Annotated in this window: 19 protein-coding genes, 1 tRNA gene and 1 pseudogene; 5 read left to right on the forward strand and 16 right to left on the reverse strand. The window is 36.8% G+C overall.

Features of this window, described 5'->3' with window-relative positions; genetic code table 11:
• The first annotated feature begins 8 nt into the window (after window positions 1-8).
• The 4 genes from HCB45_RS11890 to HCB45_RS11905 all read left to right on the forward strand — a co-directional run bounded on the left by HCB45_RS11890 (window position 9) and on the right by HCB45_RS11905 (window position 3,994).
• Window positions 9-1,241 carry an aminopeptidase gene (locus HCB45_RS11890; RefSeq protein WP_185320031.1) on the forward strand — a complete coding sequence of 411 codons (1,233 nt, stop codon included), beginning with the start codon at window positions 9-11 and terminating at the stop codon, window positions 1,239-1,241.
• A gap of 101 nt (window positions 1,242-1,342) precedes the next feature.
• Entirely contained in the window at window positions 1,343-2,602 is a 1,260-nt protein-coding gene (locus HCB45_RS11895) for an MDR family MFS transporter (RefSeq protein WP_185320030.1), read from the forward strand.
• Between the two features lie 218 nt (window positions 2,603-2,820).
• Entirely contained in the window at window positions 2,821-3,813 is a 993-nt protein-coding gene (mreBH, locus tag HCB45_RS11900) for a rod-share determining protein MreBH (protein WP_185320029.1), read from the forward strand.
• Between the two features lie 107 nt (window positions 3,814-3,920).
• Window positions 3,921-3,994 (forward strand) — tRNA-Arg (locus HCB45_RS11905).
• 199 nt (window positions 3,995-4,193) lie between these two features.
• Here the strand turns inward: HCB45_RS11905 and HCB45_RS11910 are convergent.
• From HCB45_RS11910 to HCB45_RS11925, 4 genes and pseudogenes are all read right to left on the reverse strand, one after another.
• A complete protein-coding gene (locus tag HCB45_RS11910; protein WP_185608194.1) occupies window positions 4,194-6,443 on the reverse strand; it encodes an ATP-binding cassette domain-containing protein in 2,250 nt (749 codons plus the stop codon).
• On the reverse strand, window positions 6,436-6,867 hold the full coding sequence (locus HCB45_RS11915) for a MarR family transcriptional regulator (RefSeq protein WP_185620015.1): 432 nt from the start codon (window positions 6,865-6,867) through the stop codon (window positions 6,436-6,438). The genes HCB45_RS11910 and HCB45_RS11915 overlap by 8 nt, the downstream gene beginning before the upstream one ends.
• Window positions 6,868-7,074: 207 nt before the next feature.
• Window positions 7,075-7,350: pseudogene (locus HCB45_RS11920) on the reverse strand (hypothetical protein); the annotation flags it as partial.
• A gap of 35 nt (window positions 7,351-7,385) precedes the next feature.
• Entirely contained in the window at window positions 7,386-8,054 is a 669-nt protein-coding gene (locus HCB45_RS11925; RefSeq protein WP_185320026.1) for a class I SAM-dependent methyltransferase, read from the reverse strand.
• Window positions 8,055-8,238: 184 nt separating this feature from the next.
• On the opposite strand from HCB45_RS11925, the gene HCB45_RS11930 reads away from it, so the two are divergent.
• On the forward strand, window positions 8,239-8,817 hold the full coding sequence (locus tag HCB45_RS11930) for a TetR/AcrR family transcriptional regulator (RefSeq protein WP_185608196.1): 579 nt from the start codon (window positions 8,239-8,241) through the stop codon (window positions 8,815-8,817).
• A 76-nt stretch (window positions 8,818-8,893) separates the two neighbouring features.
• On the opposite strand, the gene HCB45_RS11935 is transcribed toward HCB45_RS11930, so the two are convergent.
• From HCB45_RS11935 to HCB45_RS11990, 12 genes are all read right to left on the reverse strand, one after another.
• The gene (locus tag HCB45_RS11935) at window positions 8,894-9,982 is read right to left on the reverse strand and encodes a DUF871 domain-containing protein (RefSeq protein ID WP_185320024.1); all 1,089 of its coding nucleotides are present in this window, start codon (window positions 9,980-9,982) and stop codon (window positions 8,894-8,896) included.
• Between the two features lie 21 nt (window positions 9,983-10,003).
• Entirely contained in the window at window positions 10,004-10,306 is a 303-nt protein-coding gene (locus HCB45_RS11940; protein WP_003722196.1) for a PTS sugar transporter subunit IIA, read from the reverse strand.
• Window positions 10,307-10,378: 72 nt separating this feature from the next.
• On the reverse strand, window positions 10,379-10,684 hold the full coding sequence (locus tag HCB45_RS11945) for a PTS sugar transporter subunit IIB (RefSeq protein ID WP_185620017.1): 306 nt from the start codon (window positions 10,682-10,684) through the stop codon (window positions 10,379-10,381).
• 154 nt (window positions 10,685-10,838) lie between these two features.
• Window positions 10,839-13,517 carry a sigma-54-dependent transcriptional regulator gene (locus HCB45_RS11950; protein WP_185620019.1) on the reverse strand — a complete coding sequence of 893 codons (2,679 nt, stop codon included), beginning with the start codon at window positions 13,515-13,517 and terminating at the stop codon, window positions 10,839-10,841.
• A 134-nt stretch (window positions 13,518-13,651) separates the two neighbouring features.
• Window positions 13,652-14,947: a DEAD/DEAH box helicase gene (locus HCB45_RS11955; protein ID WP_185320021.1), complete on the reverse strand. Its 1,296-nt coding sequence runs from the start codon at window positions 14,945-14,947 to the stop codon at window positions 13,652-13,654.
• A gap of 42 nt (window positions 14,948-14,989) precedes the next feature.
• A complete protein-coding gene (locus HCB45_RS11960) occupies window positions 14,990-15,763 on the reverse strand; it encodes a hypothetical protein (RefSeq protein ID WP_185620022.1) in 774 nt (257 codons plus the stop codon).
• A complete protein-coding gene (locus HCB45_RS11965) occupies window positions 15,756-16,436 on the reverse strand; it encodes an ABC transporter ATP-binding protein (RefSeq protein WP_185620024.1) in 681 nt (226 codons plus the stop codon). Before HCB45_RS11965 ends, HCB45_RS11960 begins: the two co-directional genes overlap by 8 nt.
• The gene (locus HCB45_RS11970) at window positions 16,429-16,797 is read right to left on the reverse strand and encodes a GntR family transcriptional regulator (RefSeq protein WP_185620026.1); all 369 of its coding nucleotides are present in this window, start codon (window positions 16,795-16,797) and stop codon (window positions 16,429-16,431) included. The genes HCB45_RS11965 and HCB45_RS11970 overlap by 8 nt, the downstream gene beginning before the upstream one ends.
• 114 nt (window positions 16,798-16,911) lie before the next feature.
• Complete coding sequence (locus HCB45_RS11975; protein ID WP_185620027.1) at window positions 16,912-17,895, reverse strand: Gfo/Idh/MocA family protein; 984 nt, start codon at window positions 17,893-17,895, stop codon at window positions 16,912-16,914.
• 59 nt (window positions 17,896-17,954) lie between these two features.
• On the reverse strand, window positions 17,955-18,920 hold the full coding sequence (locus HCB45_RS11980) for a LacI family DNA-binding transcriptional regulator (RefSeq protein ID WP_185320016.1): 966 nt from the start codon (window positions 18,918-18,920) through the stop codon (window positions 17,955-17,957).
• Window positions 18,921-18,967: 47 nt separating this feature from the next.
• The gene (locus tag HCB45_RS11985; protein WP_185620030.1) at window positions 18,968-22,228 is read right to left on the reverse strand and encodes a 1,2-beta-oligoglucan phosphorylase; all 3,261 of its coding nucleotides are present in this window, start codon (window positions 22,226-22,228) and stop codon (window positions 18,968-18,970) included.
• Complete coding sequence (locus HCB45_RS11990; protein ID WP_185620031.1) at window positions 22,225-24,396, reverse strand: glycoside hydrolase family 3 N-terminal domain-containing protein; 2,172 nt, start codon at window positions 24,394-24,396, stop codon at window positions 22,225-22,227. The genes HCB45_RS11985 and HCB45_RS11990 overlap by 4 nt, the downstream gene beginning before the upstream one ends.
• Between the last annotated feature and the right edge of the window lie 274 nt (window positions 24,397-24,670).

The raw sequence follows: 24,670 nt of genomic DNA on the forward strand, positions 1-24,670 counted from the left end.
GATTAATTATGACAGTATTTAGTGAAAAATTAGAAAAGTATGCAGAATTGATTGTAAAAGTTGGTGTAAACGTCCAACCTGAACAGAAAGTAGTAATTATGGCTCCAGTTGACGCGGCTCCCCTAGTTCGCCTTATTTCCAAATATGCTTTTGAAGTAGGCGCAGAGGATGTCATTATGGATTGGCGCGATGAAGAATTAGGCGCATTACGTTACAAAAATGCTCCACTACGCGTTTTTGAAAGCGCTCCGGTTCACCGTGTTGCAGAAAAAACAGAACTTGCCAAAGAAGGCGCTTGTTTTATTTCCATCACCTCGGAAGACCCCGATTTACTAAACGGTGTGGATAGCAACAAAATCGCTACTTTCCAAAAAACAATGGGTGGCGCAATGAGCGAGTTTCGTGAGTTAATGCAAGCAAATGTCGTAAGCTGGACAGTTGTTGCAGCAGCTTCACAAGGATGGGCAGCAAAAGTATTCCCAGATTTAACACCAGTAGAACAAATGGAAACACTTTGGGAAGCTATTTTTGAAACAACTCGTATTAACACAGAAAACCCGGTAGAAACTTGGAAAAATCACGATCAAACACTTGCTGCAAAAGCAGAAAGTTTAAATGAAAAACAATTTACTTCTTTACATTATACGGCTCCTGGAACAGACCTTACAATTGGTCTTCCAAAAAACCATCTTTGGGTTGGCGCTGGTAGTAAGAATAAAAAAGGACATGAATTTATGGCCAATATGCCAACAGAAGAAGTTTTCTGTTGTGCGGATAAACTAAAAGTGGAAGGCTATGTTTCAAGTACGAAACCACTTAGTTATGCAGGAAATATTATCGATGACTTCAAAATCACTTTTGAAAAAGGTCGTATTGTTGGTGTTGAAGCTGCATCTGGCGAAGAAATTTTAAAAGATTTAATCGCAACGGATGAAGGTTCTCATTATTTAGGCGAAGTGGCTCTAGTTCCAGATCCATCCCCTATTTCCCAATCCGGCATTTTATTCTACAACACGCTATTTGACGAAAATGCATCTAACCATCTAGCAATCGGTAGTGCGTATGCGTTTAATGTTAAAGGTGGCGAAGAAATGTCTCGCGAAGAATTAGAAGCTGCTGGTGTAAACAATAGTTTGACACACGTTGACTTCATGATTGGTTCTTCTGAAATGGACATTGATGGTGTAACAGAATCTGGTGAAGTTGTTCCTGTTTTCCGTAAAGGTGATTGGGCATTCTAATCCTTTTTTAAACCTTATACCTTTTGCGTAAAACCCTTGTAGCTACTAGCTTTCAAGGGTTTTCGTTTGTTATTTTCATAGAAGAGAGCGAGGTGCATTAGATGAAATTTAGTACATGGGACATCAATTTAAAAGTAAGGCTTTTTGGGGAAGCACTACTTGATATTTCTTTTTGGATGGTGTTCCCCTTTTTAACGATTTACTTTTCCGAAAGTATTGGCCGTGAACTTACAAGCATTCTACTGATTGTTTCACAAATTTTGGCGGTTTTCACAGCATTACTTGGTGGCTATTTTGCTGATAATTTTGGTAGGAAACGGATGATGAGTATTTCTGTTATCGGAGAAGGTTTTGGTTTTCTTGTTTTTGCGATAGGTGCACTTCATGTTGTGGATTCTCCTTACTTAAGTTTTGCTGGTTTCGCGATTGCGAGTGTTTTTATGGCGTTTTATCAGCCAGCAAGTCAAGCAATGATTGCGGATGTTGTTCCACCTGAGCATCGGACGCATATTTATTCGGTGTTCTATATGATGATTAATATTGCAGTCGTTATTGGTCCGATTCTTGGTTCGGTATTATTTTATAATTTCACGACAGAAACATTACTTGCTATTGTTTGTGCGGACTTATTACTTCTCTTTTTACTGCAAAAATTTGGTCACGAAACAGCACCTCTAATAGTTAATCCAGATTTACAAAAAGCCGTTGTTCAAAAAAGCATTGGCACTGTTTTAATGGAGCAGTTGAAAAACTATAAAATTATTTTTAAAGACAGGATTTTCTTCTTGTATATTATTGCTGGAATTATTGTTTCTCAGGCGTTTATGCAACTGGATTTGCTCTTCCCACTATACATTAAAGAAGTTATCGGTGCCTCTAACTTATTCGCTTTTCATTTTACTGGTGAGCAATTATTTGGTGTTATCGTTTCTATCAATGGATTCTTTGTTGCTGCGCTTACAGTTGTTGTCACTCGCTGGATGAGCCACTTTAGGGAAAAATTTGTCTTTATGAATTCTTCTTTTCTTTATGGAATTGCGATTTTCTTATTTGGTATTTCGACCGGACCATGGGGAGCGATTTGCGCCATTATTCTCTTTAGCTTTGCAGAATTAATGACAGTTGGGTTACAACAAACGTTTGTTTCACAGTTGGCTCCGGAAGATAAACGAGCAATGTATTTTTCCGCGGCCGGTCTCCGTTATACACTCGGTAAAGTAATTGCCCCACTTGCAATTACACTTTCGACTTTAATTGGCTATACTGGAACCTTTACTATTATTGGTATTTTAGCGCTCCTTAGCGGATTGATTTATTACTATATGTATTCAGAGTTTGAAAAACAACGTAAAATTTCCTAATAAAAAACGACTAGCTATTATGGGTAGTCGTTTTTTATTGGATTACTTTTTTTACGATTTATTTACGAAACAACTAAAAAAACTGTTATATCTCGTGTTTAAATTACCTTTTCATGTCAACCATGTTTAAATAATGCTTATACGCTGAAAAAAGTCTATACTGTTAGTTGTACACCTAGAATTTACTCGCTATTTTTAATAGAAAATTAGGTGTGAGAATGTTTGGAACAACAACTATAGGAATTGATTTAGGTACTGCAAATATTTTAGTTTACAGTAAAGAAAAAGGTATTATTTTGAATGAACCTTCTGTGGTCGCGCTAAATACAAATGATGGAACGGTACTTGCGATTGGCCAAGAAGCAAAAGAGATGATTGGTAAAACGCCCACTTCCATTTCTGCTGTAAGACCTATGAAAGATGGTGTTATTGCTGATTTTGATTTAACGAGTGGATTATTGCGCGAGATTATGCGTCGAATCTCCGTTAGTGGTGTTAAAAAACCTAATGTGGTTGTTTGTACGCCAACTGGTGCAACATCGGTTGAGCGCCGTGCTATTTCTGACGCGGTGAAATCAACTGGAGCTCGTTCGGTTGTTTTAATTGAAGAACCTGTCGCAGCTGCGATCGGTGCTGATTTACCTGTAGCTGAGCCTGTCGCGAATGTAATTGTGGACATTGGTGGCGGCACAAGCGAGGTTGCTATTATTTCGTACGGTGGTGTGGTTTCAAGCACTTCTATTCGAACTGGCGGCGACCATATGGACGAAGAAATTATTCAATACATCCGCAAGAATTACAACCTTTTAATCGGCCAAACGACGGCAGAGCGAATTAAAATGGAACTAGGTTACGCGCCAATTGAACATGTAGCTCAAACTGCTGACATTCGTGGTCGTGATTTACTTACTGGCTTACCAAAAACGATTCAAGTAAGCTCTACGGAAATCCAAAGCGCCTTAGCTGAAACGCTACAACGTATACTGGAAGCTATTCGAAATACACTTGAACTATGCCCACCCGAGTTAAGTGGGGATATTGTCGATCGAGGTATTATTTTAAGCGGTGGTGGCTCTCTCCTTCAAGGATTCCGCGACTGGCTAGTAGAAGAAATCGATGTTCCTGTACATATGGCTCCAAGTCCGCTTGAATCCGTGGCAATTGGCACAGGAAAGTCCCTCGTTTTCGTAGATAAATTAGCTAAAAACTAATGAAAAGAAGCATTTGGATTGGCGCTTTATTCCCCAATCTAAATGCTTCTTTATCTTGCTCTTAATGTTTATTTCTGGTAAACTTATTTCTGTTGTTTATATCTCAAGTCCCTGTAGCTCAGTAGGATAGAGCAATTGCCTCCTAAGCAATAGGTCGCTGGTTCGATTCCAGTCGGGGACGTCAAAAAATAAAGCTAAAAACCTCATTTTAGGGGTTTTTAGCTTTATATATCTTTTAATATTTTGGATAGCTCATTCTTTTCTTTGTAAAATAAATGTTGATTTTGTTTGGTTAATGGATGATTTGCTAACCAAATTTCTTAAAAACTAATTTTCTTCATTTACTAGAAACATTTAGCCAGACCTAAATGTTATTTTCTCTATTTTGTTATATAACTTTGTAAATATTTTGCTGTGTAAGAGTCTTTATTTTTCAATAAATCAATTGGGTACCCTTCAAACAATATCTTTCCACCTAAATTACCTCCTCGAAGTCCCATATCAATAATCCATTGAGCATTACTAATAATTTTGAGATTGTGCTCTAAAACAATTAATGTTTTATTTTTTTTCAAGAGTTTATTAAATAATAGAAGTAAATTATCAATATCAATTTCATGTAGCCCTGTTGACGGTTCATCTAATATTAATATATTTGAAGTATCTTGATAAATTGTCTTAGCTATCTTTAGGCGTTGAAGTTCCCCGCCGGAAAACGTATCTAAAGACTGTCCTAGCTTGATATAACCCAAATTAACATCAATTAGGTCTTGCATGACTTTGGTTAATTGGCCATCGTCAAATAAATTTATCACTTTATCGACTGGTAATTGTAAGATATCATAGATATTTAAGCCGTGCCATAAAACAGAAAGAGCCTCATCATTATACCTTTTTCCGTGGCACCCCTCACAAACTTGTTCGACATCCCCCATATAAGCTAAGTCTAGCTTAATATATCCTTTACCTTTACAGATAGAACAAGCTCCTTTTCCATTGTAGCTAAACAGAGATGCACTTTTGCTTGAATGATGAGCGAAGATACTCCTAAGCTTATCAAATATGTTTAGATACGTAAGCACATTTGAACGAACACTACCACTTATCTGACTCTGGTCTAATATACTTGCTTCAGGATATCTATTTTTAAAAAGATACCTAATTAAGGTGCTTTTACCGGAGCCAGCTAACCCTGTTACAACTGTTAATGATTGCTTGGGTACTCTTATCGAAACCTTTTTAACATTGTGCAAACTAGCATTCTCTAATTTATAATAACCAGAGAATTTTTTTCTTTCTGGATTAATATTTACCTTCGTAGATAACACTCTCCCAGTAACTGTATTTGATTTCAATAATTCTCCGTAGCTTCCTTCAAATGTAATAGTTCCACCTCTATCGCCAGCTCCTTGTCCTATCTCAATAATGTGATCTGCCATTTTGATAATATCTGGATCATGATCAACCAGCACTACGGTATTTCCTTTATCTTTTAGTCCTTTAATTATTTTTGATATTCCGTGAACGTCTTCGGGGTGAAGTCCGATACTCGGTTCATCAAAAATATATAGAACATCACTAAGCGCGCTACTGAGATGTTTGGTCATTTTTATTCTTTGAGATTCTCCTCCAGAAAGAGTTGCAGTTGGGCGATTGAGAGATAAATAACTTAAGCCTACATCCTCTAAACTTTTTAATTTTTTAATTAAATCCTCCAAAATTATCTGAACGGTAGGAGACTGAATACCTTTAATGAATTCTATTAATTCAACAATAGTCATGGTTACACAATCTGCAATAGATTTTTCATTAATTTTTGCAGAACGAACTAGTCTATTCACTCTAGTTCCTTGACAGCTTGGGCATTCTTTAACTTCTAAAATACGTTTTAATTGCATAGTATATTTATTAGCCGCTTTTTCGATGAAGTTTTTAGTAATTCTTGGAATAATACCAACATAAGTTGCTGTCTTTGGCCATTTTTCCGTAGGATTGATGGGGGAGCTTCCACGATTGTTTAGTAAAAGTTCCAATTCAGTTTTATTATAATCTTTAATTTTTTTATCATTATCAAAATTACCAGATTCTGTATATCTAGTCAGTCGCCATCCACCTGGCTGAAAAGTAGGAAAGTCAATCGCACCATCATTTAAAGACTTGTCAAAATCAATCAGTTTGGATATATCAATCTCTTTAACCTCACCTAATCCTTTACATGTCTCACACATTCCTTTTGGATTATTAAACGAGTATGTCATAGAGTAGCCTATAAATGGGATGGCAATTCTTGAAAACAAGAGTCTTAAGCTCGCATAAATATCTGTTACAGTGCCTACTGTTGAGCGCGCGTTATCCCCTATTTTTTTTTGGCTAATCACAATAGAAACTGGTAAATTTTCTATTTTATCAACAATTGGTTGCGGATAATGCGGCAGTAGCTGTTGAATATAACTGGAGTAAGTTTCATTTAATAATCTTTGAGATTCAGCAGCTAGAGTATCAAAAACCAAAGAAGACTTACCAGAGCCGGAAACCCCAGTTACGACACTGATTTGATATTTAGGAAATTTAAGAGAAATATTTTTTAAATTATTTGTTTTGGCTCCTTCTATAGAAATAAAACTATTCATAATCTCTCAACCTTTCTAATTTAAGCGCATTCAAATATTTTTCCGCTAGGGATTTAAACTGCTCTTTTTCCTCCATTTCAAAAACTGTATTTGCAACTTGTAAAAGATGAGCGTGTCCACTATCAATTTGAGCTAGTAATTGGTGTCCGTCTTTTGCTAGAAAAGTTAGTAACTCCCGACCATCTTTATCATTTGGCTTCTGTTTAATATAGTTCATTATTTTTAATTCTTTTAATGCCTTTGATAGTTTTGTTCTGCTAGTTCCAAGTAAAATACTGATTTTGGAGGGAAGCATCTCGGACTCTGAATTAAGAAGATTTAAGATATCATATTGAAGCCAACTAATGGTTTTCGGATTATTTCTAGTCCTTTCTGCGACCAATTCACACTGTAAATCCTTTAGCACATTTTCTAACTGAATCATTTACTTGTCCTCCTCGATATAGTTTCTATATAGAAACTATATCAAAAAAGCAATTAAATACCAAGCGCTAATAGTTAAACAGATATAACTTGCCCATCCTAGAGATTAGTTCGTAGCTTGATTCCTCTTATCGGCATTCCAAAAAGCCAAAATTCTTAATTTAACAAGGATTTTGGCTTTTTTACAATCATTATTTTGAAACTTTACTCATACATAAAAATCTAAATCATTTTTCTTTGCTGAAAATTTTAAAGCATATTCAGCATCATCCGAAAATGGTCTGGAAGCAATTTTTACTCTAGTATAATCACAACTATTATTTCTTAGGGCTGATTTAATCACTTTGACACCTATTTCTTCATCAACAACTACACAAAATATATTTAAAGCAAATTGCTTATTGGGATTCGCGGTTTGTCCTATGTCAAAACCATCTACAATTCCTAAACCTTTCCAACCCAGATTGTCATTTAAAACATCTGTATAAAAGAAATTTCAAAAGATAATATAACTCGCAATTATTTTCTGATTGTATACAAAACCCAATTTCCCTTTTCTTTCTCCACTACTTCTCTAAAGCCAATTTCTTTCAAGAGTGCTGTTAGTGTAGCATTTGTTTTATATTCGTCCATATGATAATCAATTTTGTCTTTTTCGGACGACACTATTAAAACACCTTTTTGTGACATGACCCGATAGATTTCTTCAAACCCCTTTTTAGGATTATCCCAATACATATGGGTTTGTATGGCATAAACTACATCGAAAATACCCGCTTGATAATTCATCGATGCAACATCTTGTACAGATAGCTCTACTTTGCCATTATTTATTGCTTTTTTATTCAAATTTGTGGCTGTTTTATAGGATTCTTCAGAAATATCCACACCATAAATAGTTAAATTTTTATTTAGTTCAACGAGGTTTTTAACATTGGAGCCGCCGCCGTAACCAATATCTAATACATAATTAACATCGCTTAGTTCAGTATTACTAATGGTCCACTCACTCAAATCTTCAAAATAGGATGACCATATTTTCGTAGTAATTTCACCAATAATCCCATGCGGGTTCGCCGCTTGTTCGCTTAAATAGTTAATTAATGGTTTATATAAAATAAAACTCAAACCGATGATACCTCCCAAAATGATTAACGTTATTTTCTTTCTTTTTGTTATTTTCATCATAATTAAAGTCCTTTCACGGGTCTTTAGTTTTAAAATAGTTGTATTTATATTTCAAAACTATTGTATAATAATCCCATCTTACAAGTCAATAACTTTTGAAATTTACTGCTTCATATTTCAAATTAAATGCTTTTGTGTTATATTATTACTGAAGATAAGATTAGCTTAGGGAAGTGTTTAGGACATGAATAATTATGAAAAAAGAACACTAAAAAAGAAGACTGCAATTATTCAGGCAGCCCTTTCTTTATTTGGAAAACATGGTTTTTCTGATGTAAGTATTAAAGATATTGCAAGTCTCGCTGGGGTCTCCCAAGTTTCTATATATAATTATTTCGGAAATAAGGAAGCTCTCGTTGCTGAATGCGCTAAAATCATTATGCAAGATACGATTACTTTAGCCGCAGAAATATTAGTTTCTGAAGGTACTTTTACAGACAAACTAGCACGCGCCATCCAGCTTTGCCAAGCGGAAATCAACGTGTCTTTAAGTAAATTTATATCTACAGAAGCTAGCAAGGATTCTCAATTTATAACACTTTTAGTAAACAATATTAACAAGTTAAAAAAAGATATTTATATGGAATATGTTGCCGCTGGAAAAAAAGCAAAAGTAATCAATAATGACATTTCTGATGATGTAATCCAACTTTTCATTGATTCTATTAATGGATTAGGTTTAACAGTTCCAGAAGAAGAACTAGAGAAGAAACAAGCGGAGATTATTCATTTATTTTTATATGGGTTGATTGGGAAAGCTTAATTTCAATACAATAAACGCCTGTAATCCTTTTTATAAATAAGGATTACAGGCGTTTTTAGTGCTAATTATAGTTGTTTTATTTCTTCTTCTCAACCAATCTAAAATGTTGCCACGGTAGAATGGTATCTAGTAAATAACGCTCTTCTGGAACAATTCGAGCAACAATATTGGTATTGCCTGAGTTTTCCATTTCTTGAAGGGCTACTTGCATTTCGCCTTTGTAGCGTTCGTAGCCGTCGTTGTCGATTGTTACATCGCCTTTTGCAATGGTATTTGTGTCATGTGCAGGGAAGTCAAATTGTTTGAAATTAACACGGGTCATTGTCGAGCGTAAAACATACTCGGAAGCATCGCCACGGTTGAAATGTTTTTGTGTTAAGACAATTTCTTTTTCCACATCTGTTGCACCATCTAAAAATTCAACAGCGAGTTGTAATTCATTGCGGTTTAATTCGCTTAAAGCGCGTAATTCATCTTCTGAAGCGAACATATTACCTACAATGACATCATCAATAAGACCAGTGTTCCAAAGATCTTTCGCTTGAACCGTAATGTCCACGCCACGATGTTCTTCCATTGTTGGAAGCCCGCCATCTACAACAAACCATGGGCCGAATTCGCCGCTGTTAGAAGAAACGAAAGCGGCTGTACGTAAGTTTAAGTCTTTGAATTGCTTACTTGTACGCAAGAAATGTTCTCTAGAAAGACCAGTATATTTTCTTGGGTAGAAGTTGTGACAACCAATAATATTTCCTACGTTTGCTTGGTATGATAGAATATTTTCCACGTAGCGAGTACCATTACTGATGTTTAGCTCGATTTTTAGGTCTGTATCGTCAAATGACATAGCAGCCTCTTCTGAACCAGAGAAGCCCAAATCAAGACGAAGCCCTGCTAAACCAAGTTCTTTAAAGCGATCTAATTCTTTATAAGTGATATTTAACGATTCAAATACAGTAGGATCAACATCAGCAATAACATCAAATCCTAGTTCTTTAGCGCGTTTGCAAATTTTCTCTAATTTAGCAAATTCCGCTTCGTCATTAGCAGAAATCAAACACGTGAAAATGCGGCTAAAACCATATTTTGCAGCTGTTTCAATGTATTCTAATGATTCTTCAAGCGCTACGTGTTGTGGAAATACGGATATTCCTAATTTTCTCATTTAAATCATCCCTTCAAAAGCTTATTTAGAGCGGTATAAATCAACAATTTCTTTTGCTAAGTCTTTAAAAGTAATGGCGTTCATCAAGTGATCTTGCGCGTGTACTAAAAGTAAAGAGACTTCTGCTTTTTCGCCGCGTGCTTCTCCTTGAATTAAAGAAGTTTGTGAATGATGCGCTTCAAGTAGTGCCGCTTCTGCATTTTTGATTTGCTCATCTGCAACGTCAAAATCCCCTTTTTTTGCCGCTTCGATTGCTAACATTGCATCACTCTTGGCGTTACCCCCGTGTACGATTAATTGCATAATTGTTTGTTCTAATTCCATTGTTTACACATCCTTTTCATTTATCAAAACTGTGTCTTTTTCCTCTTCAAGCAGTATCTAAACTTGAGGCGATTAGTTAATCATTGCTAGTGCATCATTTAGCACTTTTTCGCCGTCCATTGTCCCGTAGTCAATCCCATTAATAATTGCAACTGGAATACCTAATGGATCCAGTACTCGTTTCAAATTCTTCTCTAAAAAACGAACTTGTGGAGCAAGTAAAACGACGTCTACATTGCCTTTATACTTATCAAAATCAGCTTCTGCAACTGCTATTACAGTGGCATCTACCTGATTGTTTTCGATAGCTTCTGTCATTTTTTTTACAAGAAGACTTGTGGACATACCGGCCGAGCATACTAACATGATGTTTTTCATTTCATAAACCTCCCAGTTTGAAAAGCTGCACGTATATATAATATGCAAGATATGTGCCAACTTTTCTTGTTATAAGTTGCTTCCGTTCGAACTTTCCACTTACACAAGTAAAAAAGCCAAGTGTGTAAGACAATACACACTTGGCAGGTTTTTTCTAGTTTACTTCTACCTGATTAGAGAGCATCATCTGAGTTAAATAAGCAATTTCTGATTGTGGGATAACGATATCATACTCAATTTCAACATTTTCCATCATTTGTTGCGTAATCTGCATTTCAACCATATGATTTTTTGCAAATTCATTTAAATCTGGGAACTCTCTATCTACCGCGCCTAGTTTAACACGTTCAATTAGGAAAGCTAAGTGAAGAATCATACCGATATCTACACCCGATTCAAGAATTACATTAAGTTGCAGCTGTAGTTCTGAAATCACTTTTCTGAGGAAATAAACAAGTTGTTCAGCAGAACTCACTGCTTGTAAATTACCTTCTAATGAGGCGATTAATTTTTCATAAGGTACTTCATCGTTTAAAATTCTGGAAACAATTCCTAAACCGCCTTCTGATAGTACTTCAAGTGCGCTAAAGAATGGAATATCACGATATTCAAAAGCAACTGAACCCATAATTGCTAGAATATTATACTCTTCCATCAGTTGATCAATCCGCTCTCTGAAAGCTTCTTTATGCAAGAACTGTAAAACGATAATTTCGATTTTTGTTTCATCAATAATTGGCGCTACGACTTTGCGCAGTTGTTCAGCTACCCCTTCACCAGTAAAACAAGTAAAGATGACAGCATTTTTCACTGGCTTAGCTCTTAATACATGCGCTTTATATTTATTTTCAAATAATTGCTCACAGCTTTGGTAAATATCTTCTAAGCCACGACCTAAAGATGCTTTTCGCATTGCTTCAAGCACTACAGGTGTACTGACCATTGTTACCGTTTTCGTGCGGATACCGAGTTCTTCTGTAAGCATATTCCCAAATGAAGTGAGTGAACCCATATCAGAAAGTATCAACACACCTTTGACAGGATTTAATTTAATGACGGTTTGTTTTAGTTTTTCATACATCGCTTTCACTTCAACTGTTAGAGGCATATCGAGGGCAATTCCGCTTTCAATGCTTAGTAACTCTTGCACGGTTTCGACCATACTTGTTGCAGTGGACCTGCCATGCATCATGACTATTACTTCAACTTGATTTTCCTGAGAAAGCGCTGTATCTACTACTTCCTCTGTCAAAAACATTGTCAAAAATCCGATTTCATCAAAAGGAATCTCAATGCTAAGTTCTTGTTCAATCAATGCGGATAGATCAATTGCGACTTGGAATTCTTTTGGATATTTTTTACGGATATTATTTAAATCAGGATGAATAATATGTTTTTGTTCACGAACTCGTTCAATCGTGCTTTGTAAATGCAAGGAAAAAGCGAATTTCATTTTTTCATTATATTTACGATTTAATTTTTCTTCTGCCATTGTGTAAACTTTTTCTGTTAATTCCCAAACTGCTGGCGCGATAATTTCTTTGGCTGTTTGGTGGGTAGGTAATTGGACCATATAGTCGTGGAAATATTGATCCACATCGACATAAAGCGCTTCTTCTAACTCACTTTGGTCTTTACCTTCTTTCATTAACTGGTCTGCTTTTTCTTGGATGGCATGGTAAACATCGTGCACATCTTCCACTTCAGCAGAGGCATCACTTGTATCAACAAATTTAAAAATCGCTTTATTAACGTCAATTAAGCGGTTTAATTTTTCTGGTTCGTCTTTTAAATGTAGCAAGCCTTTTTGGACGTGAATAGGTAAGTCATCTTGTTCGATTAAAATATAATTGGCCGTTTTTGTTTTATAATGTAAGAATGCTTTGGCACAGGCTAATTTTAAATCTCTTTGCAATTGACCAACGTTGGCGCTTGCATGATAAAGTAAAAAGGCAATGAGTGCTTTTCGGTGTACGCGAATGGATTGATGCAGCCTGATTGCTTCTTGGTTTAAGAAAAACTCGACTAATTGATAACGTTCTTCTAAGTTTCTTTCAGCAAGGGATGGCAAGGTAATAGTCATCGGAATACGTCTAGTGAACGTTTCTAGTAAAAAGTTATCTGGTGATTCTGTTGTTGCACCAATGATTTGCACTTGCGCATGATGAACGTTAGCGCTTTCCCCAAGTGGCCGAAATTCGCCTTTATCAATGAAAGTGAAGAGCATTTCTTGTCCTTCTGGAGGTAAACGGTGAATTTCATCTAGAAATAAAATACCGCCATCTGCTTTTTTTAGTAAACCTTCACGAGTTTCTTCTGCTCCTGTGTATGCTCCTTTTATAACACCAAAAATATGACCGAATAAAAGTTGCGGGTTTTGCGCATAATCGGCACAATTAAAGGATATAAATGGCGCATCAGCGGGAATAGTCTCAGATTCTTTCGCGAATTGATACATACATTCCGCAAAAAGGGATTTCCCTGTCCCAGTCCGACCTAAAATCAAACTATGAAGTCCATTTGGGGGATATAGTATCGCCGCTTTTGCTTGTTGGATGCTTACTTTTAAGCTATCTTCTGACCCAATTAATCTTCCAAATGCAGACTCTTGATAAATCCCTGTTACTTCTTCTGCTTTAGAAGTAGTTTTTAGCGCCTGATAAAATACTGGTTTCCCAGGAAGTTTGTCTATTCTTTTTTCTTTAAAAAGATCATTTAGATAACGACTAGCGTTTGCTCGGTCCATTTGAAGCAATTCTGCGACATCCGCTGCAGATACTTTTTCTTCTTTTCCATTTAGAAGTTGGAGGACTTCTTCTTTTCTACTAGACATCTACTCTACTCCTTTTTAAAACTCTATGTTCCCATTATACCTTTTTAAACAGCATACTCGCAACGATAAAAATTAAGTAAAAAAAAGCGCGAATGCTTTTCTATCTATCAAGAAAGAAAAACATTCAGCACCGTTTATGATTTTTTAAAATTATTTGGTTTTCTATTAGTTTTATTCGGTTTGTTATTCCTTGTTATTTTAGAAGAACTGGTAGACTTTTCTTTACGGAAAGGTTTTTTCGTTTCTTCTTTTTTACCTTTTTGAACTTGCTTCGGTGGTCTAGTTGCTTTTTTGGCAATTTTATTTTCTGGAACTGCTCCGTCGAGAAGTTTTCCTTGATAAAATCGAACTTGTTTGCCTTTTAGATGATGGATAGTTAAATATTGTTTTAACGTTCTGATTTCACGAGGGTTGGCAAAGGTAATCACCGTACCTGTTTTTCCCATTCGTCCAGTACGACCTGAACGGTGCGTATACTCTTTTTCGCTTGCTGCTAAGTCATAATGAATCACATATGGTAAATCTTCTATGTCTAGTCCACGGGCCGCAACATCTGTTACGATTAAATAAGTTAACGTGCCTTTTTTAAAGTCGTCCAAATATTTTTTGCGTTTTTCTTTACGAATTTCGCCGTGGATTCCAGCTGCTTTTACTTTATCATAATGTAGTTTTTCTAATAAAATTTCCATGCGTGGTTTATCTTTCACAAAAACCAAGCCTCGCATATCTTTTATGTGAGAAATTCGGCGCAGCAGAGTCGCTTTATCGCGTGACTCTACATCCATGTATAAATGCTCTACGTTCGTTAATTCTTCTGGTTTTGCTGTTACTTCAAGCATCACTGGTGTTTTTTCTGTTTGTAAGAAAAAGGCTTCAGGATTTTCCAGTTTTGTTGCGGATACTAATGTCAATTGACGATCGCGAACAGCACTCTCAACTATTTCTAGAGTACTTTTGAAGTTCTCTTGGCGTAGTAATTGGTCACACTCATCCAAAGTAATCGTTTTAATTTCGTGCATTTTTATTTTCTTTTGTTTGATTAGTTCAAGTGCACGACCTGGAGAGGCTACGATAATTTGTGGTTTTTTCTTCAATTTTTCGATTTGCCGTTTCACATTAGCTCCCCCGATTAAAGAGATTACTGTGAGTTCATCACTTGGTAACCACGAACGGATTACTTCCGTGATTTGCATAACTAATTCATGAGATGGCGCTAAAACAAGCCATTGCGTTTTTGGAATTGCTTCTATTTTTTCAAGAGTTGGCAGTGCATAAGCGACTGTTTTCCCCGTTCCAGTTGGTGACACTGCGAGTACATCAGCCCCGTCTTTAATTGGTTGGTACATCGCACTTTGAATCTCAGTTGGCGTTTCATAACCATGTTCTTTCCATTTTTCCGCCCAAAAGCTAGGGATATTTGATTCTGTCATGACCCGACTCCTTTATTAGTTCTTCTCTGTATCATACCATGCTTACTGCAAGTCTGCACTTTTATTTAGAATTTTTGTTGCTAGAAAAATGTAAACAAGAGCCATCAAAAGATTAAAACCCAGCTGGATAAAATTAAAATGAACACTTGAAAAAAGGGAATAATAAAAATGGATTTCTGAGCTACTTTTAGGTAAAAAATCTGTTCCGATAGATATTTGAATGGCGTTAATTAATACAAAGTAGACTAACGCGCCGATAAAACCAACGCGGAAACCATTGACTGGTACCATACTCAAAGCTGTTGCTAAAAAAAGGATACATACTAAAGAAAAAGTATTAAGACCCATCGCTAAAAAAGTATCAAAAATGATATTTAATATTACTGAAAAAGACATCTCTGCGCCACCTATTATCGCCAAGCTAATTATAATCATAAGAACCCCAGCCGTTAGAATAGCCGTTTCGATTAAGACGATGATTAATTTATTCAATAGAATTTTCCAAATAGGTATTTCTGTTTGAAAAAACAAGTAACGGTTTTCATCGTAAACCCCAGATCGAGCTGCTGCCAAAAATAAAAGTAACCAAATAAGTAACCAACTAGCACCAACAAACCCTATTAAAGCTATGAAAACACCATCGCCGGACCCAAATACAACTCCGTCTATATCTGATTCCATTACAAGCGGCTCAGATAAGCCATTTCCTAATTTAGAAAAAAGGCCAATAAGTAAACTAATCAGCCAACCAACAAAAGTTGCAAAAAATATGTAACGATGCGAGTTCCATTCTAATTTCCAGTGTGCTTTAAGCATGCCCAAATACCTCCCGATAGTAATCCACCACTGATTTACTGTATTCTTCCCGAAGTGTTTCTGTGTCTATTTTCTCGATTATTTTGCCTCGTTTCAAAAAGATAATTTCATCAAACATCATTTCCATATCTTGGATTAAGTGTGTTGTGACAACAAGAGTTGCATCTTCTTTAAGAAACGTCGCGATGCTTTTAATTAGTTCATCGCGCGAAATCAAATCAATTTCTGAAAATGGCTCATCCAGCAAATAAAGATCTACATCTCGACATAAAATAAGTGCCAACATTACTTTTGCAGCATTCCCTTTGGATAAGTATTTGGTATTTTCTTTTACGTTGATTCCCATTGAATGAATCATTTGTTTTGCTTTTTCTTGGTCAAAATCCGGAAAAAAGCTCCGATAAATTTGAAAATAGTCACGAATAACCATATTAGGCAGAAAATCTTCACTCGGTAAATAGGCGATTCTGCTGTTTTCTGCTAAGTTTATTGTTCCTGATGTTGGTTTAAGCAGACCAGATATGGCATTTAACAAAGTCGTTTTTCCCGCGCCATTCGGACCAAGCAGCCCGATGATTTTCCCTTTTTTAAAAGAGAGGTTAATGTCATTTAATGGTTTTCTTTTTCGATATTTTTTCGTTAATTTCGTGATTGTAATAAGATTTTCATCCATGGTTGCGGCTCCTTTTTATTAGTAATTCTATTGCTGTCTGATTATCTAAACCGATACTTTTCGCTTCTTCCAAAAAGCGATTTGTAATTTCATCTGCTAACTCTTTTTTTAATTGGTCGAAAAGTGCTCTGTCGGAAGTGACAAATGACCCCATTCCGCGTTTTGCATAAATATAACCCGCTCGTTCTAACTCTTGATAAGCGCGGCTAACGGTATTAGGATTTACTGCAAGCATTACGCCCATTTCCCGAACAGAAGGCAACTTATTCTCCTCCTTCCATTCACCTGTAATCATTTGTTTTTTCATCCAGTCGACGATTTGACTATAGATTGGTTTATCTGTATGAAAAGTCGGATTCATCGCTACCTCCTTTTTAAACGAAACTAGTGTATTAAGTGAATAGTACACTAGTGAGAAAGTATTTGTCAAGAATAAAAAAAGCTAGAAATCGCGAGGATTTCTAGCTCTTCAACATTATTTTTCTGCGTCAAACCAAATATCGTTTTGGTGGCGTAGTTCGTTTGAAACACGTAATACTTTTAAGCTTAAATCGGCCAAGTATTCGTATGTATCTCGGTCACCTTGTTCGATAATTCTTGCAAACTCAGCTGCTTCAAATTGCATATCATTAGCGACAACTGGACCAGCCAGTTCTGTTTCTTCTTTTGTCGCATTATCATAAAAAGTAATTTTTTCAATTCCTGTAAGTGGATCTACAATTAATGTTCCTTTTTGACCGTAGATTTCACTTGGTAAGAAGGATTGTGAATTTTTTCCTTGAATGATAGTGACATTGAAGGATGGATATTCAAGAACAATTGGCCCAAGTCCGTCTACACCAGTTGTTAATTTCGTTGCAAAATAAGTTGCTTTAATGGGTTCACCAAATAGTGTAATTGCTGAATATAATGGATAGACACCTAAGTCAACTATCGATCCGCCAGAGAATTTCAACGAGAAAATATTTGGTTCTTCTCCGTTTAAAACTTGATCGTATCTGGAAGAATACTTCATGTAAGCAAGTGTTGCGCCGTGAATTGTGCCAACTTTTTCAATGTTTTGTTGTAATCGTTTGAAGTTTGGTTCTTGAATGTGGCGTGCTGCTTCAAATAAAAAGACATTGTTTTCACGAGCAATTTGGTGCGCATGCTCTAATTCTGCTACGGTAGAAAAAATCGGTTTTTCTACAATAACATGCTTTTTATTTTTCAGTAAGCTCACTGCATGCTGATAATGAAGCGCATTGGGAGAAGCAATATAGACAGCATCAAGCGCATCTGATTTTCCCATTTCTTCGATATTTGTAAAATAAGTTAACTCGCCGTATTTTTCTCCAAATGCGCGTGCTTTTTCTTCTGTTCTTGAATAAACAGCAGTTAAATTCCATTCGCCTGAATTAATTGCGCCTTCAATAAAAGAATCCGTAATCCAGTTCGTTCCCATAATTCCTAGTTTCATTAGCCAACAGCTCCTTTCATTTTATCTTAAGTATACCTTAAAATAAGGAAAAAAGCGTACTAACTGTTTGAAACAGATGGACCACTGATTCTAGTTGTATAGATTATTTCATTTTCAGCTTTTTCACCCTCGAGAAGTTCGACAAGTTTATCCGCAGCCACTGCTCCCCATTTGTACTTCGAGTATTCGATAGTAGCTAGACGCGGCACTAAATATTCGCTAATATCCGTATTATCAAAGCCAATAATTCGCACGTCTTTGCCAATTTCTAAATCCGTTCCAGCAAAATAACGATACATCCCAATCGCCATATTATCGTTTAAAGCAAAGACGGATACAGGTGCTTTCCAGCCTTTAGCAATAATTGCCGCTGCTTTTTCACCACTCTCTTCGGAAAAATCACCTTCAATAATATGCACTTTTTTATCATTCGAACGAGCCAGTTCTTGTTTTGCTGTTTCTAGACGGACTCTTGCATCATAAGAATCTTCCGGGCCGGTAATGACATAGAAGTCACCTTTAAAATTAGTTGATAAGTAATCAATTGCTAGCGTTGCGCCGCCTTTATTATCTAGAAGGACTTGGCTCACGTTCTCATGGGTAAGTTCGCGGTCAAGCACAACTAATTTATGACCACGATTGGCATAATTAATGATCTCACTTGAAGGAAAATTTGCATCTAAAATAATAGCGCCATCAATCATTTTCTCGGGTAAAAAACGGTGTGTTTTTGTACCACTGCAAGCAATTAGTTCATATCCATGTTTGTATAGCGTCTTCGTTAAACCTTCCAGTAAAGTCCCGTAAAAAATCCCACCGTAATTCGTTAAATAAACGCCGATAATTTTTGTTTCTCTTGTTTTTAACGTTCGCGCTGCCATATTGGGAATATAATTCAATTCATTTGCGATGGTCATAATTCGTTTTCGCGTTTTTTCGGTTACTTTCGGGCTGCCATTAAGCGCGTAGGATACTGTTGAAATGGAAACCCCTGCCTTTTTCGCGATATCTTTGATTCCTACCACATGAATCGCATCCTTTTCTGTTTTCTTTTATTATACACAAAACAACCTTAGAGACGGTTATTTTTTTGAAATTTAATCGTAATTTGTGAACATTTTGTCGTTAAGTTCTTTTTCGCTAAGATGAGCGCGCCATTTCGGTATAGATTCGCTTCATTTTCAACAGGCTGTGCTTCACCGTTAACTATAATTCCAGGCTCATCGGCACTTTCAAAAGTAATATCTAATGGATAATTATCTAGTTCCATATGGCATTCTAATCCATCCAGTTCTTCTGGTAAAATTGGGTCAAAAATAAGCGCATATTCTGTTTGTCGAATACCAAGAACAGAACTTATTAACTGATGTAAATAGATTCCTGGACCGCTAGAATAAATCCGCCAGCCGCCTTTCACCGGAATGTTGCCTTCTTTCACGCGACTAAACTCATTTTGCGCCTGATAGCGATCTAAAAATGCTGCATCAGAACTACTAAAATAAGTGTTACTTTGACGAAGTGCCGCATTTGGAACAACTTCTTTAATATTAATTGGATTAATGACATCAAGCATATGCCAAGCGGATTTATCGCCAATTTTAGCTAAGGCTTCAATATAACGAATATGCGCATGCACGTATTGCAAACCAACTTCTCGGCCAAAATTGGCTGCTTGTTCAGCTCGTTTAAAATGAGTGCTCACGCCACCAGCATAATGTGCTGGCTCGCTCATTAATCTTACGCCATCAGGATGAAGTAAATGCTCGTCAATAATTTCAAAATTACGACTGGCTTGCTTTTTATCGACTAATTCGGCAATGACACTGCGCGTAAGTGGAATTAAGCGATACTTAATATTCGTTTCTTTATCTTCCGGGTGAATCATCCAAACTGGCGCTTTTCCTTCTTCTAAATATAGGAAGCCTGGAATAACATCGGTATCATTTGTCATATATTTCGTAAAGTCCGCTTGAACATTTTTTGCTAGCCTCTCGTATTTCTCACCTACTGGTAAGAATGCAGCTAAACGTCTAAATGTTTGATAAGTTAGCGCGACCGTCCAGCTGGACACCATGTTTTTCTTAAGCTTTGCATTTGCTGGTTGAAGTGTGTCATCCCAATCACCATCGCCGTAATTAGAAAGAGCCGTTCCTTTCATAAAGCGTGCTTCGATTGTTTCTACTGCGAGTTCAATGTGTTCAAGAAGAGTTCCTTGCTCTTTTGTAAAGGTTTTCGATTCGCGGTCAACAAAAGGAATAGCTTCTTCTAAAATCCCTGTATCTCCGCTCATTTCCAAGTAATCACCAATAATTTTCAGAGGCCAAACAATAACATCACCATGGCTCTCTTCTTGCTGAATCGATGTATATTTATCAAACATAAACCATTGTGGCCAATCACCAGTATCTTGATATTGATGAGAAAAAATCGTCAACACTAGCTTACGTAAAACAGCCTTATTGCCCGTTGCAAGGAAAAATTCAAATGGACCTTGACTCACATCACGCGTACCCCAAGCCGCCCCGCTATACTGCTCTAACCCATGCGGCGAAGCATAGTGTACTAACATTTGATGTGCATACCAATAAACCGTTAAATTTAACTTTTCCGCTGTTGTACTTTGATGATTTAAATGGAACTGAGCAGTTAATTCGTCATAGCTAGCGCGAATTAATTTGTTGTTTGCTTCTAAATCCTCCGTTGGTTTCGAAAATTCATCGGTGAGTTTTGCTTGAACGTGAAAAGTCGCTTTATCACTTGGTTCAAAAACAAACACATCTAACCCTGCTGTTCCTGTGTATTCTTTCGCAAAATAACGTTCGTCAGTCAATTCATTATAAGTTCCATCTACGCGGAATTGAAGTGCCGGATAGGTTTCTAAAATCGGCGAGTCTTCTGCTGGAAAATAAGTGACGATTCCATCTTTAATTTCTTTTTTCACGGTAGTATCGTATTCATTTGTTCCCATAGTTACTTGATTTGTTAAGACTAATTTATATGAGTGACCTTTTTCCGAATGAACGGTGACGAATGCCTCTTTACTTTCAGCAGTTAATGTCGTTTGCACCGTGATTAGGTCGCCGTTCCACTGATAATACCAAGTCGAGTAATTCGTACTAGTTTCCCAGACAGACGGTACGCCAAGTAGTCGAAGTTCGGAATCTAATTCGATATAAATTCTTAATCCACTTGTTTGAAGAATATTGAGCGGATTACGTGCATGGCTATTCCATTTGTTCATATTCGTATTTCCAGCAACTAATTGTGATAAAAATGCCCCATACATGTACGTTGTTGCCGAAAGTGTCGCTTCTGGATTTAACACATCGACTTTATCAAGCAAAATACTGCCATGTGGGCGTTCTAATTCTGCTTCTTTTTCGCGCATCACAACATGTGCATAGTTTGGTGTGAAAAAGGAAAGCAGTGCGCCGTTTTGTTGTTCTTCTTGAATCCGGTCTGGGAATTTCTCTTGGAGCCAGCTGTCAGAAATTGTTTCGCCGGTAATTGGAGTTCCTATATGTTTATTTAGTATAGCTTTAGTACTTGGTTGGTAAGGTTGCTTGGAAATATTACTTTTTAGTTCTGCTAAATTTTCGATTGGTGCTCCAGATGCTTTTGGTTGATTTTCTGTTGCATACCCGTAAAAGCTTGTTTCACCGTGATTAGTAAATAGCTCTGTTTGTAAGGAAATTTGAGCGAATTCATATTGGTAGACTCGGTTTGGCAATGATTTCCCCTTAAGGTTAGTTAGTTCGCTAGTCAGTTTATAATTAGTTCCATAAATATCAAAACCATCTGTTGCATACCCTACAATTTTCGTTAATGCTCCAATTTGAACTGCTGGGAAACGCTCATTTTGTGGTTGGTTTTGGCGGGCTTGAACCGTGAAACCAGTCGCGTCTTCTGTCACATGATAATCAATATACTGCGACATATAAGCTTCATTTGTTCTCACTGCCGCTTGTTCTGCAAGCCCTAAGTCTTGTAAGTAAACAAGATCAAACTCAAGATCCCCGTCCACTGTAACATCATAAAACCAACCGCGCGGGTGAAAATGCATTTGCACGTTATAACGAAATGGTCCAACTACACCGCGATACTCCACACCGTTTTCATTAAAACTAACTTCAGCATCTCTGTTAAGTAGTGGATAAATTTCTAATTTATCTCCTAAATGCGCGCGTACATATATTTGCGACAGACGATTCTCTAATGGATTTTGAATTACTTGATTTAACATAATATCTTTCCATTTTAGCCAAGCAAGCTCTCCACTCGGATAAAATGCGGCTGATAAATCCGCTTTTTTAATTTCTTTTAACATTGTCACACATATCCACCCACTTCCACTTCAAAAACGTCTACATCTTCACTACTAGTTCCAACAAAAACTCGGTGAAGCCCCGGTTCCTGCACTTTTTCAAGTTGATGGTTATAGAATGAAAATGCCTCGCTTGTTAATTCAAATGTAACTGTTTTTTCTTCGCCAGCTTGAAGCGCCACTTTTTCAAAAGCTTTTAATTCTTTGACAGGACGCGAAATGCTCGCTGTCACATCTTGTAAATACACTTGGATTACTTCTTTTCCAGCAATTTCGCTCGTATTTTTAATAGTTACTTCCACATGAAGCGATTCGCCTAGGTTTAATTCTGTCGGAAGTTCTGCCGTTTTCAGTGCAAATTCGCTATAGCTTTTTCCGTAACCAAATGGATAAAGTGGTTCATTTGGTATATCAAGATAATGCGACACATAGCGTTCACCTTTATTTTCCGGTGTTTGTGGTCGTCCAGTGCGTAAATGATTATAATAAACCGGAATTTGACCCGTTGTTTGCGGGAAGGACATGGATAATTTCCCTGAAGGATTACTTGTACCACTTAATAAATCTGCAGTGACACGACCTGCTTCTGTTCCTGGGAACCATAATTCAAGAAGCGCATCACTAGATTCTGCTAATTCTTTCACTTCGAGCGGTCTACCATTAAATAATGTAATAACGACTGGTTTTCCTAGTGTTTGGACGAATTTTGCTAATTGATATTGTGCTTCTGGTAAACGAATAGTAGCAAGACTTCCTGCTTCACCGCCCCATTCATTTTTTTCACCTAGAGCAAGCACGACAACATCCATATTCTGTACTATCGCTTTCACTGCCGCTTTGTCTTCTTCTGACAATTCAGTGTACCCTGTTGAAACGATCTCAACTGTTTCAAATACTTCACGCAAACCTGTTTCAACATTGATACCATCTTTTTCTTCGCCGTATACATTCCAACCGCCGAGAATATCAGGTGACGTTGCAAGCGGACCGACTAAGGCAATTTTTGCTTCTTTAGCCAGTGGAAGTAATTGGTTTTTATTTTCTAATAACACAGCGGATTCAACGCCTGCTGCACGAGCTTTCCCACGACTTTCATCGGTTAAAATGTCTTTTGTGCGGTCGTTATTTTTTAATCCGCGATATGGATCTTCAAATAGTCCTAAATCATTTTTTAAAGTTAACATCCGAAGTACTGCTTCATCTAAAAGGCTTTCGGATAATTTGCCTTCTTCAATTAAACCTTTTAATTCATGGATATAACAAGTCGTCATCATTTCTAAATCAACGCCTGCTTCCATCGAAAACTGTGCAGCTTCTTTAGGATTTCTGGCTGTTCCGTGATTAATTACCTCGGCAACAGCGCCCCAGTCAGAAATAAGTACACCGTCAAAATCCATTTCACCTCGTAGTACATCTCGGTTAAGCCATTTGTTCATTGTTGCTGGAATCCCGTCCACCACATTAAATGCTGTCATAACTAATTTAGCTCCGGCTTGAATTGCTGCATGATAAGCTGGTAGATAATTTTGATATAGTTCGCGCGTAGACATATTAACTGTGTTGTATTCCAGTCCAGCCTCCGCAGCCCCGTAAGCCGCAAAATGTTTGACACATGCCGCCATCTGCTCCAAGTTTTCATGTAGTTTACTCGCATCACCTTGGTAACCATCTACCATTGCTTTTCCAAGTTCACTATTTAAAAATGGATCCTCACCAGTTGATTCCATCACACGTCCCCACCGAGGGTCCCGTACTAAATCAAGCATTGGTGAAAAAGTGACATGATGCCCATCTGCCGTTGCTTCGAGCGCCGAAACTTCTGCCATCACTCGAACAGTCTCCCGGTCAAAAGAACAACCAAGTGCAAGTGGAATAGGAAAAACCGTTTTATAACCATGTATAACATCCGCCATAAAAACAAGCGGAATTCCTAATCGATTCGTTTTTAAATAAGCTTCTTGAATTCCAATCATATCAAGTGCCGAACTTGATCCAAGTACCGAACCCGCATTTTCAGTATGCGCATCCGTTAATTTCATTTCTTGAAGAAGTGGCCCTGTTAGTTCTGTATTTTTGCTTGTACCTTTAAAAAGAAAAGGCGAAAGTTGAAGACATTGAGCGATTTTTTCATCTAAGGTCATTTGACTAACTAATTCTTGTACTTTTTCTTGTTTCATAGGAACCTCCTGCACACATTTTTCGAAACGTTTCTATTCAAATATAACAACAGTATAAGCGCTTTCTTTTCTTTAGTCAACCAAAACTAACATTCACATGGTGAAAACATCCGATTTTTCTATTTCTTCTATATTATCTCGTTTCCAAAAAAATCCATTCAACAAGTTTCTCACTACCGAAAATCATTGATACACAACAGTTAATCTCTATAATTTAAAAATAAAATAACAATTTACTTGAAACCGATTACATTATATACTATAATAACCTTGT

It is taken from the genome of Listeria farberi, from assembly GCF_014229245.1.
Classification (GTDB): Bacteria; Bacillota; Bacilli; order Lactobacillales; family Listeriaceae; genus Listeria; species Listeria farberi.

Excerpts from the sequence above, each read along its gene's own strand:
- HCB45_RS11935 (WP_185320024.1), bottom strand. The coding sequence starts at position 9,982 with ATGAGAAAATTAGGAATATCCGTATTTCCACAACACGTAGCGCTTGAA.
- HCB45_RS11990 (WP_185620031.1), bottom strand. The coding sequence starts at position 24,396 with ATGAAACAAGAAAAAGTACAAGAATTAGTTAGTCAAATGACCTTAGAT.
- HCB45_RS11895 (WP_185320030.1), top strand. The coding sequence starts at position 1,343 with ATGAAATTTAGTACATGGGACATCAATTTAAAAGTAAGGCTTTTTGGG.
- HCB45_RS11975 (WP_185620027.1), bottom strand. The coding sequence starts at position 17,895 with ATGAAACTAGGAATTATGGGAACGAACTGGATTACGGATTCTTTTATT.
- HCB45_RS11915 (WP_185620015.1), bottom strand. The coding sequence starts at position 6,867 with ATGATTCAGTTAGAAAATGTGCTAAAGGATTTACAGTGTGAATTGGTC.
- HCB45_RS11890 (WP_185320031.1), top strand. The coding sequence starts at position 9 with ATGACAGTATTTAGTGAAAAATTAGAAAAGTATGCAGAATTGATTGTA.
- HCB45_RS11970 (WP_185620026.1), bottom strand. The coding sequence starts at position 16,797 with ATGAATCCGACTTTTCATACAGATAAACCAATCTATAGTCAAATCGTC.
- HCB45_RS11955 (WP_185320021.1), bottom strand. The coding sequence starts at position 14,947 with ATGACAGAATCAAATATCCCTAGCTTTTGGGCGGAAAAATGGAAAGAA.
- HCB45_RS11965 (WP_185620024.1), bottom strand. The coding sequence starts at position 16,436 with ATGGATGAAAATCTTATTACAATCACGAAATTAACGAAAAAATATCGA.
- HCB45_RS11925 (WP_185320026.1), bottom strand. The coding sequence starts at position 8,054 with ATGATGAAAATAACAAAAAGAAAGAAAATAACGTTAATCATTTTGGGA.
- HCB45_RS11910 (WP_185608194.1), bottom strand. The coding sequence starts at position 6,443 with ATGAATAGTTTTATTTCTATAGAAGGAGCCAAAACAAATAATTTAAAA.
- mreBH (WP_185320029.1), top strand. The coding sequence starts at position 2,821 with ATGTTTGGAACAACAACTATAGGAATTGATTTAGGTACTGCAAATATT.
- HCB45_RS11940 (WP_003722196.1), bottom strand. The coding sequence starts at position 10,306 with ATGGAATTAGAACAAACAATTATGCAATTAATCGTACACGGGGGTAAC.
- HCB45_RS11960 (WP_185620022.1), bottom strand. The coding sequence starts at position 15,763 with ATGCTTAAAGCACACTGGAAATTAGAATGGAACTCGCATCGTTACATA.
- HCB45_RS11945 (WP_185620017.1), bottom strand. The coding sequence starts at position 10,684 with ATGAAAAACATCATGTTAGTATGCTCGGCCGGTATGTCCACAAGTCTT.
- HCB45_RS11950 (WP_185620019.1), bottom strand. The coding sequence starts at position 13,517 with ATGTCTAGTAGAAAAGAAGAAGTCCTCCAACTTCTAAATGGAAAAGAA.
- HCB45_RS11930 (WP_185608196.1), top strand. The coding sequence starts at position 8,239 with ATGAATAATTATGAAAAAAGAACACTAAAAAAGAAGACTGCAATTATT.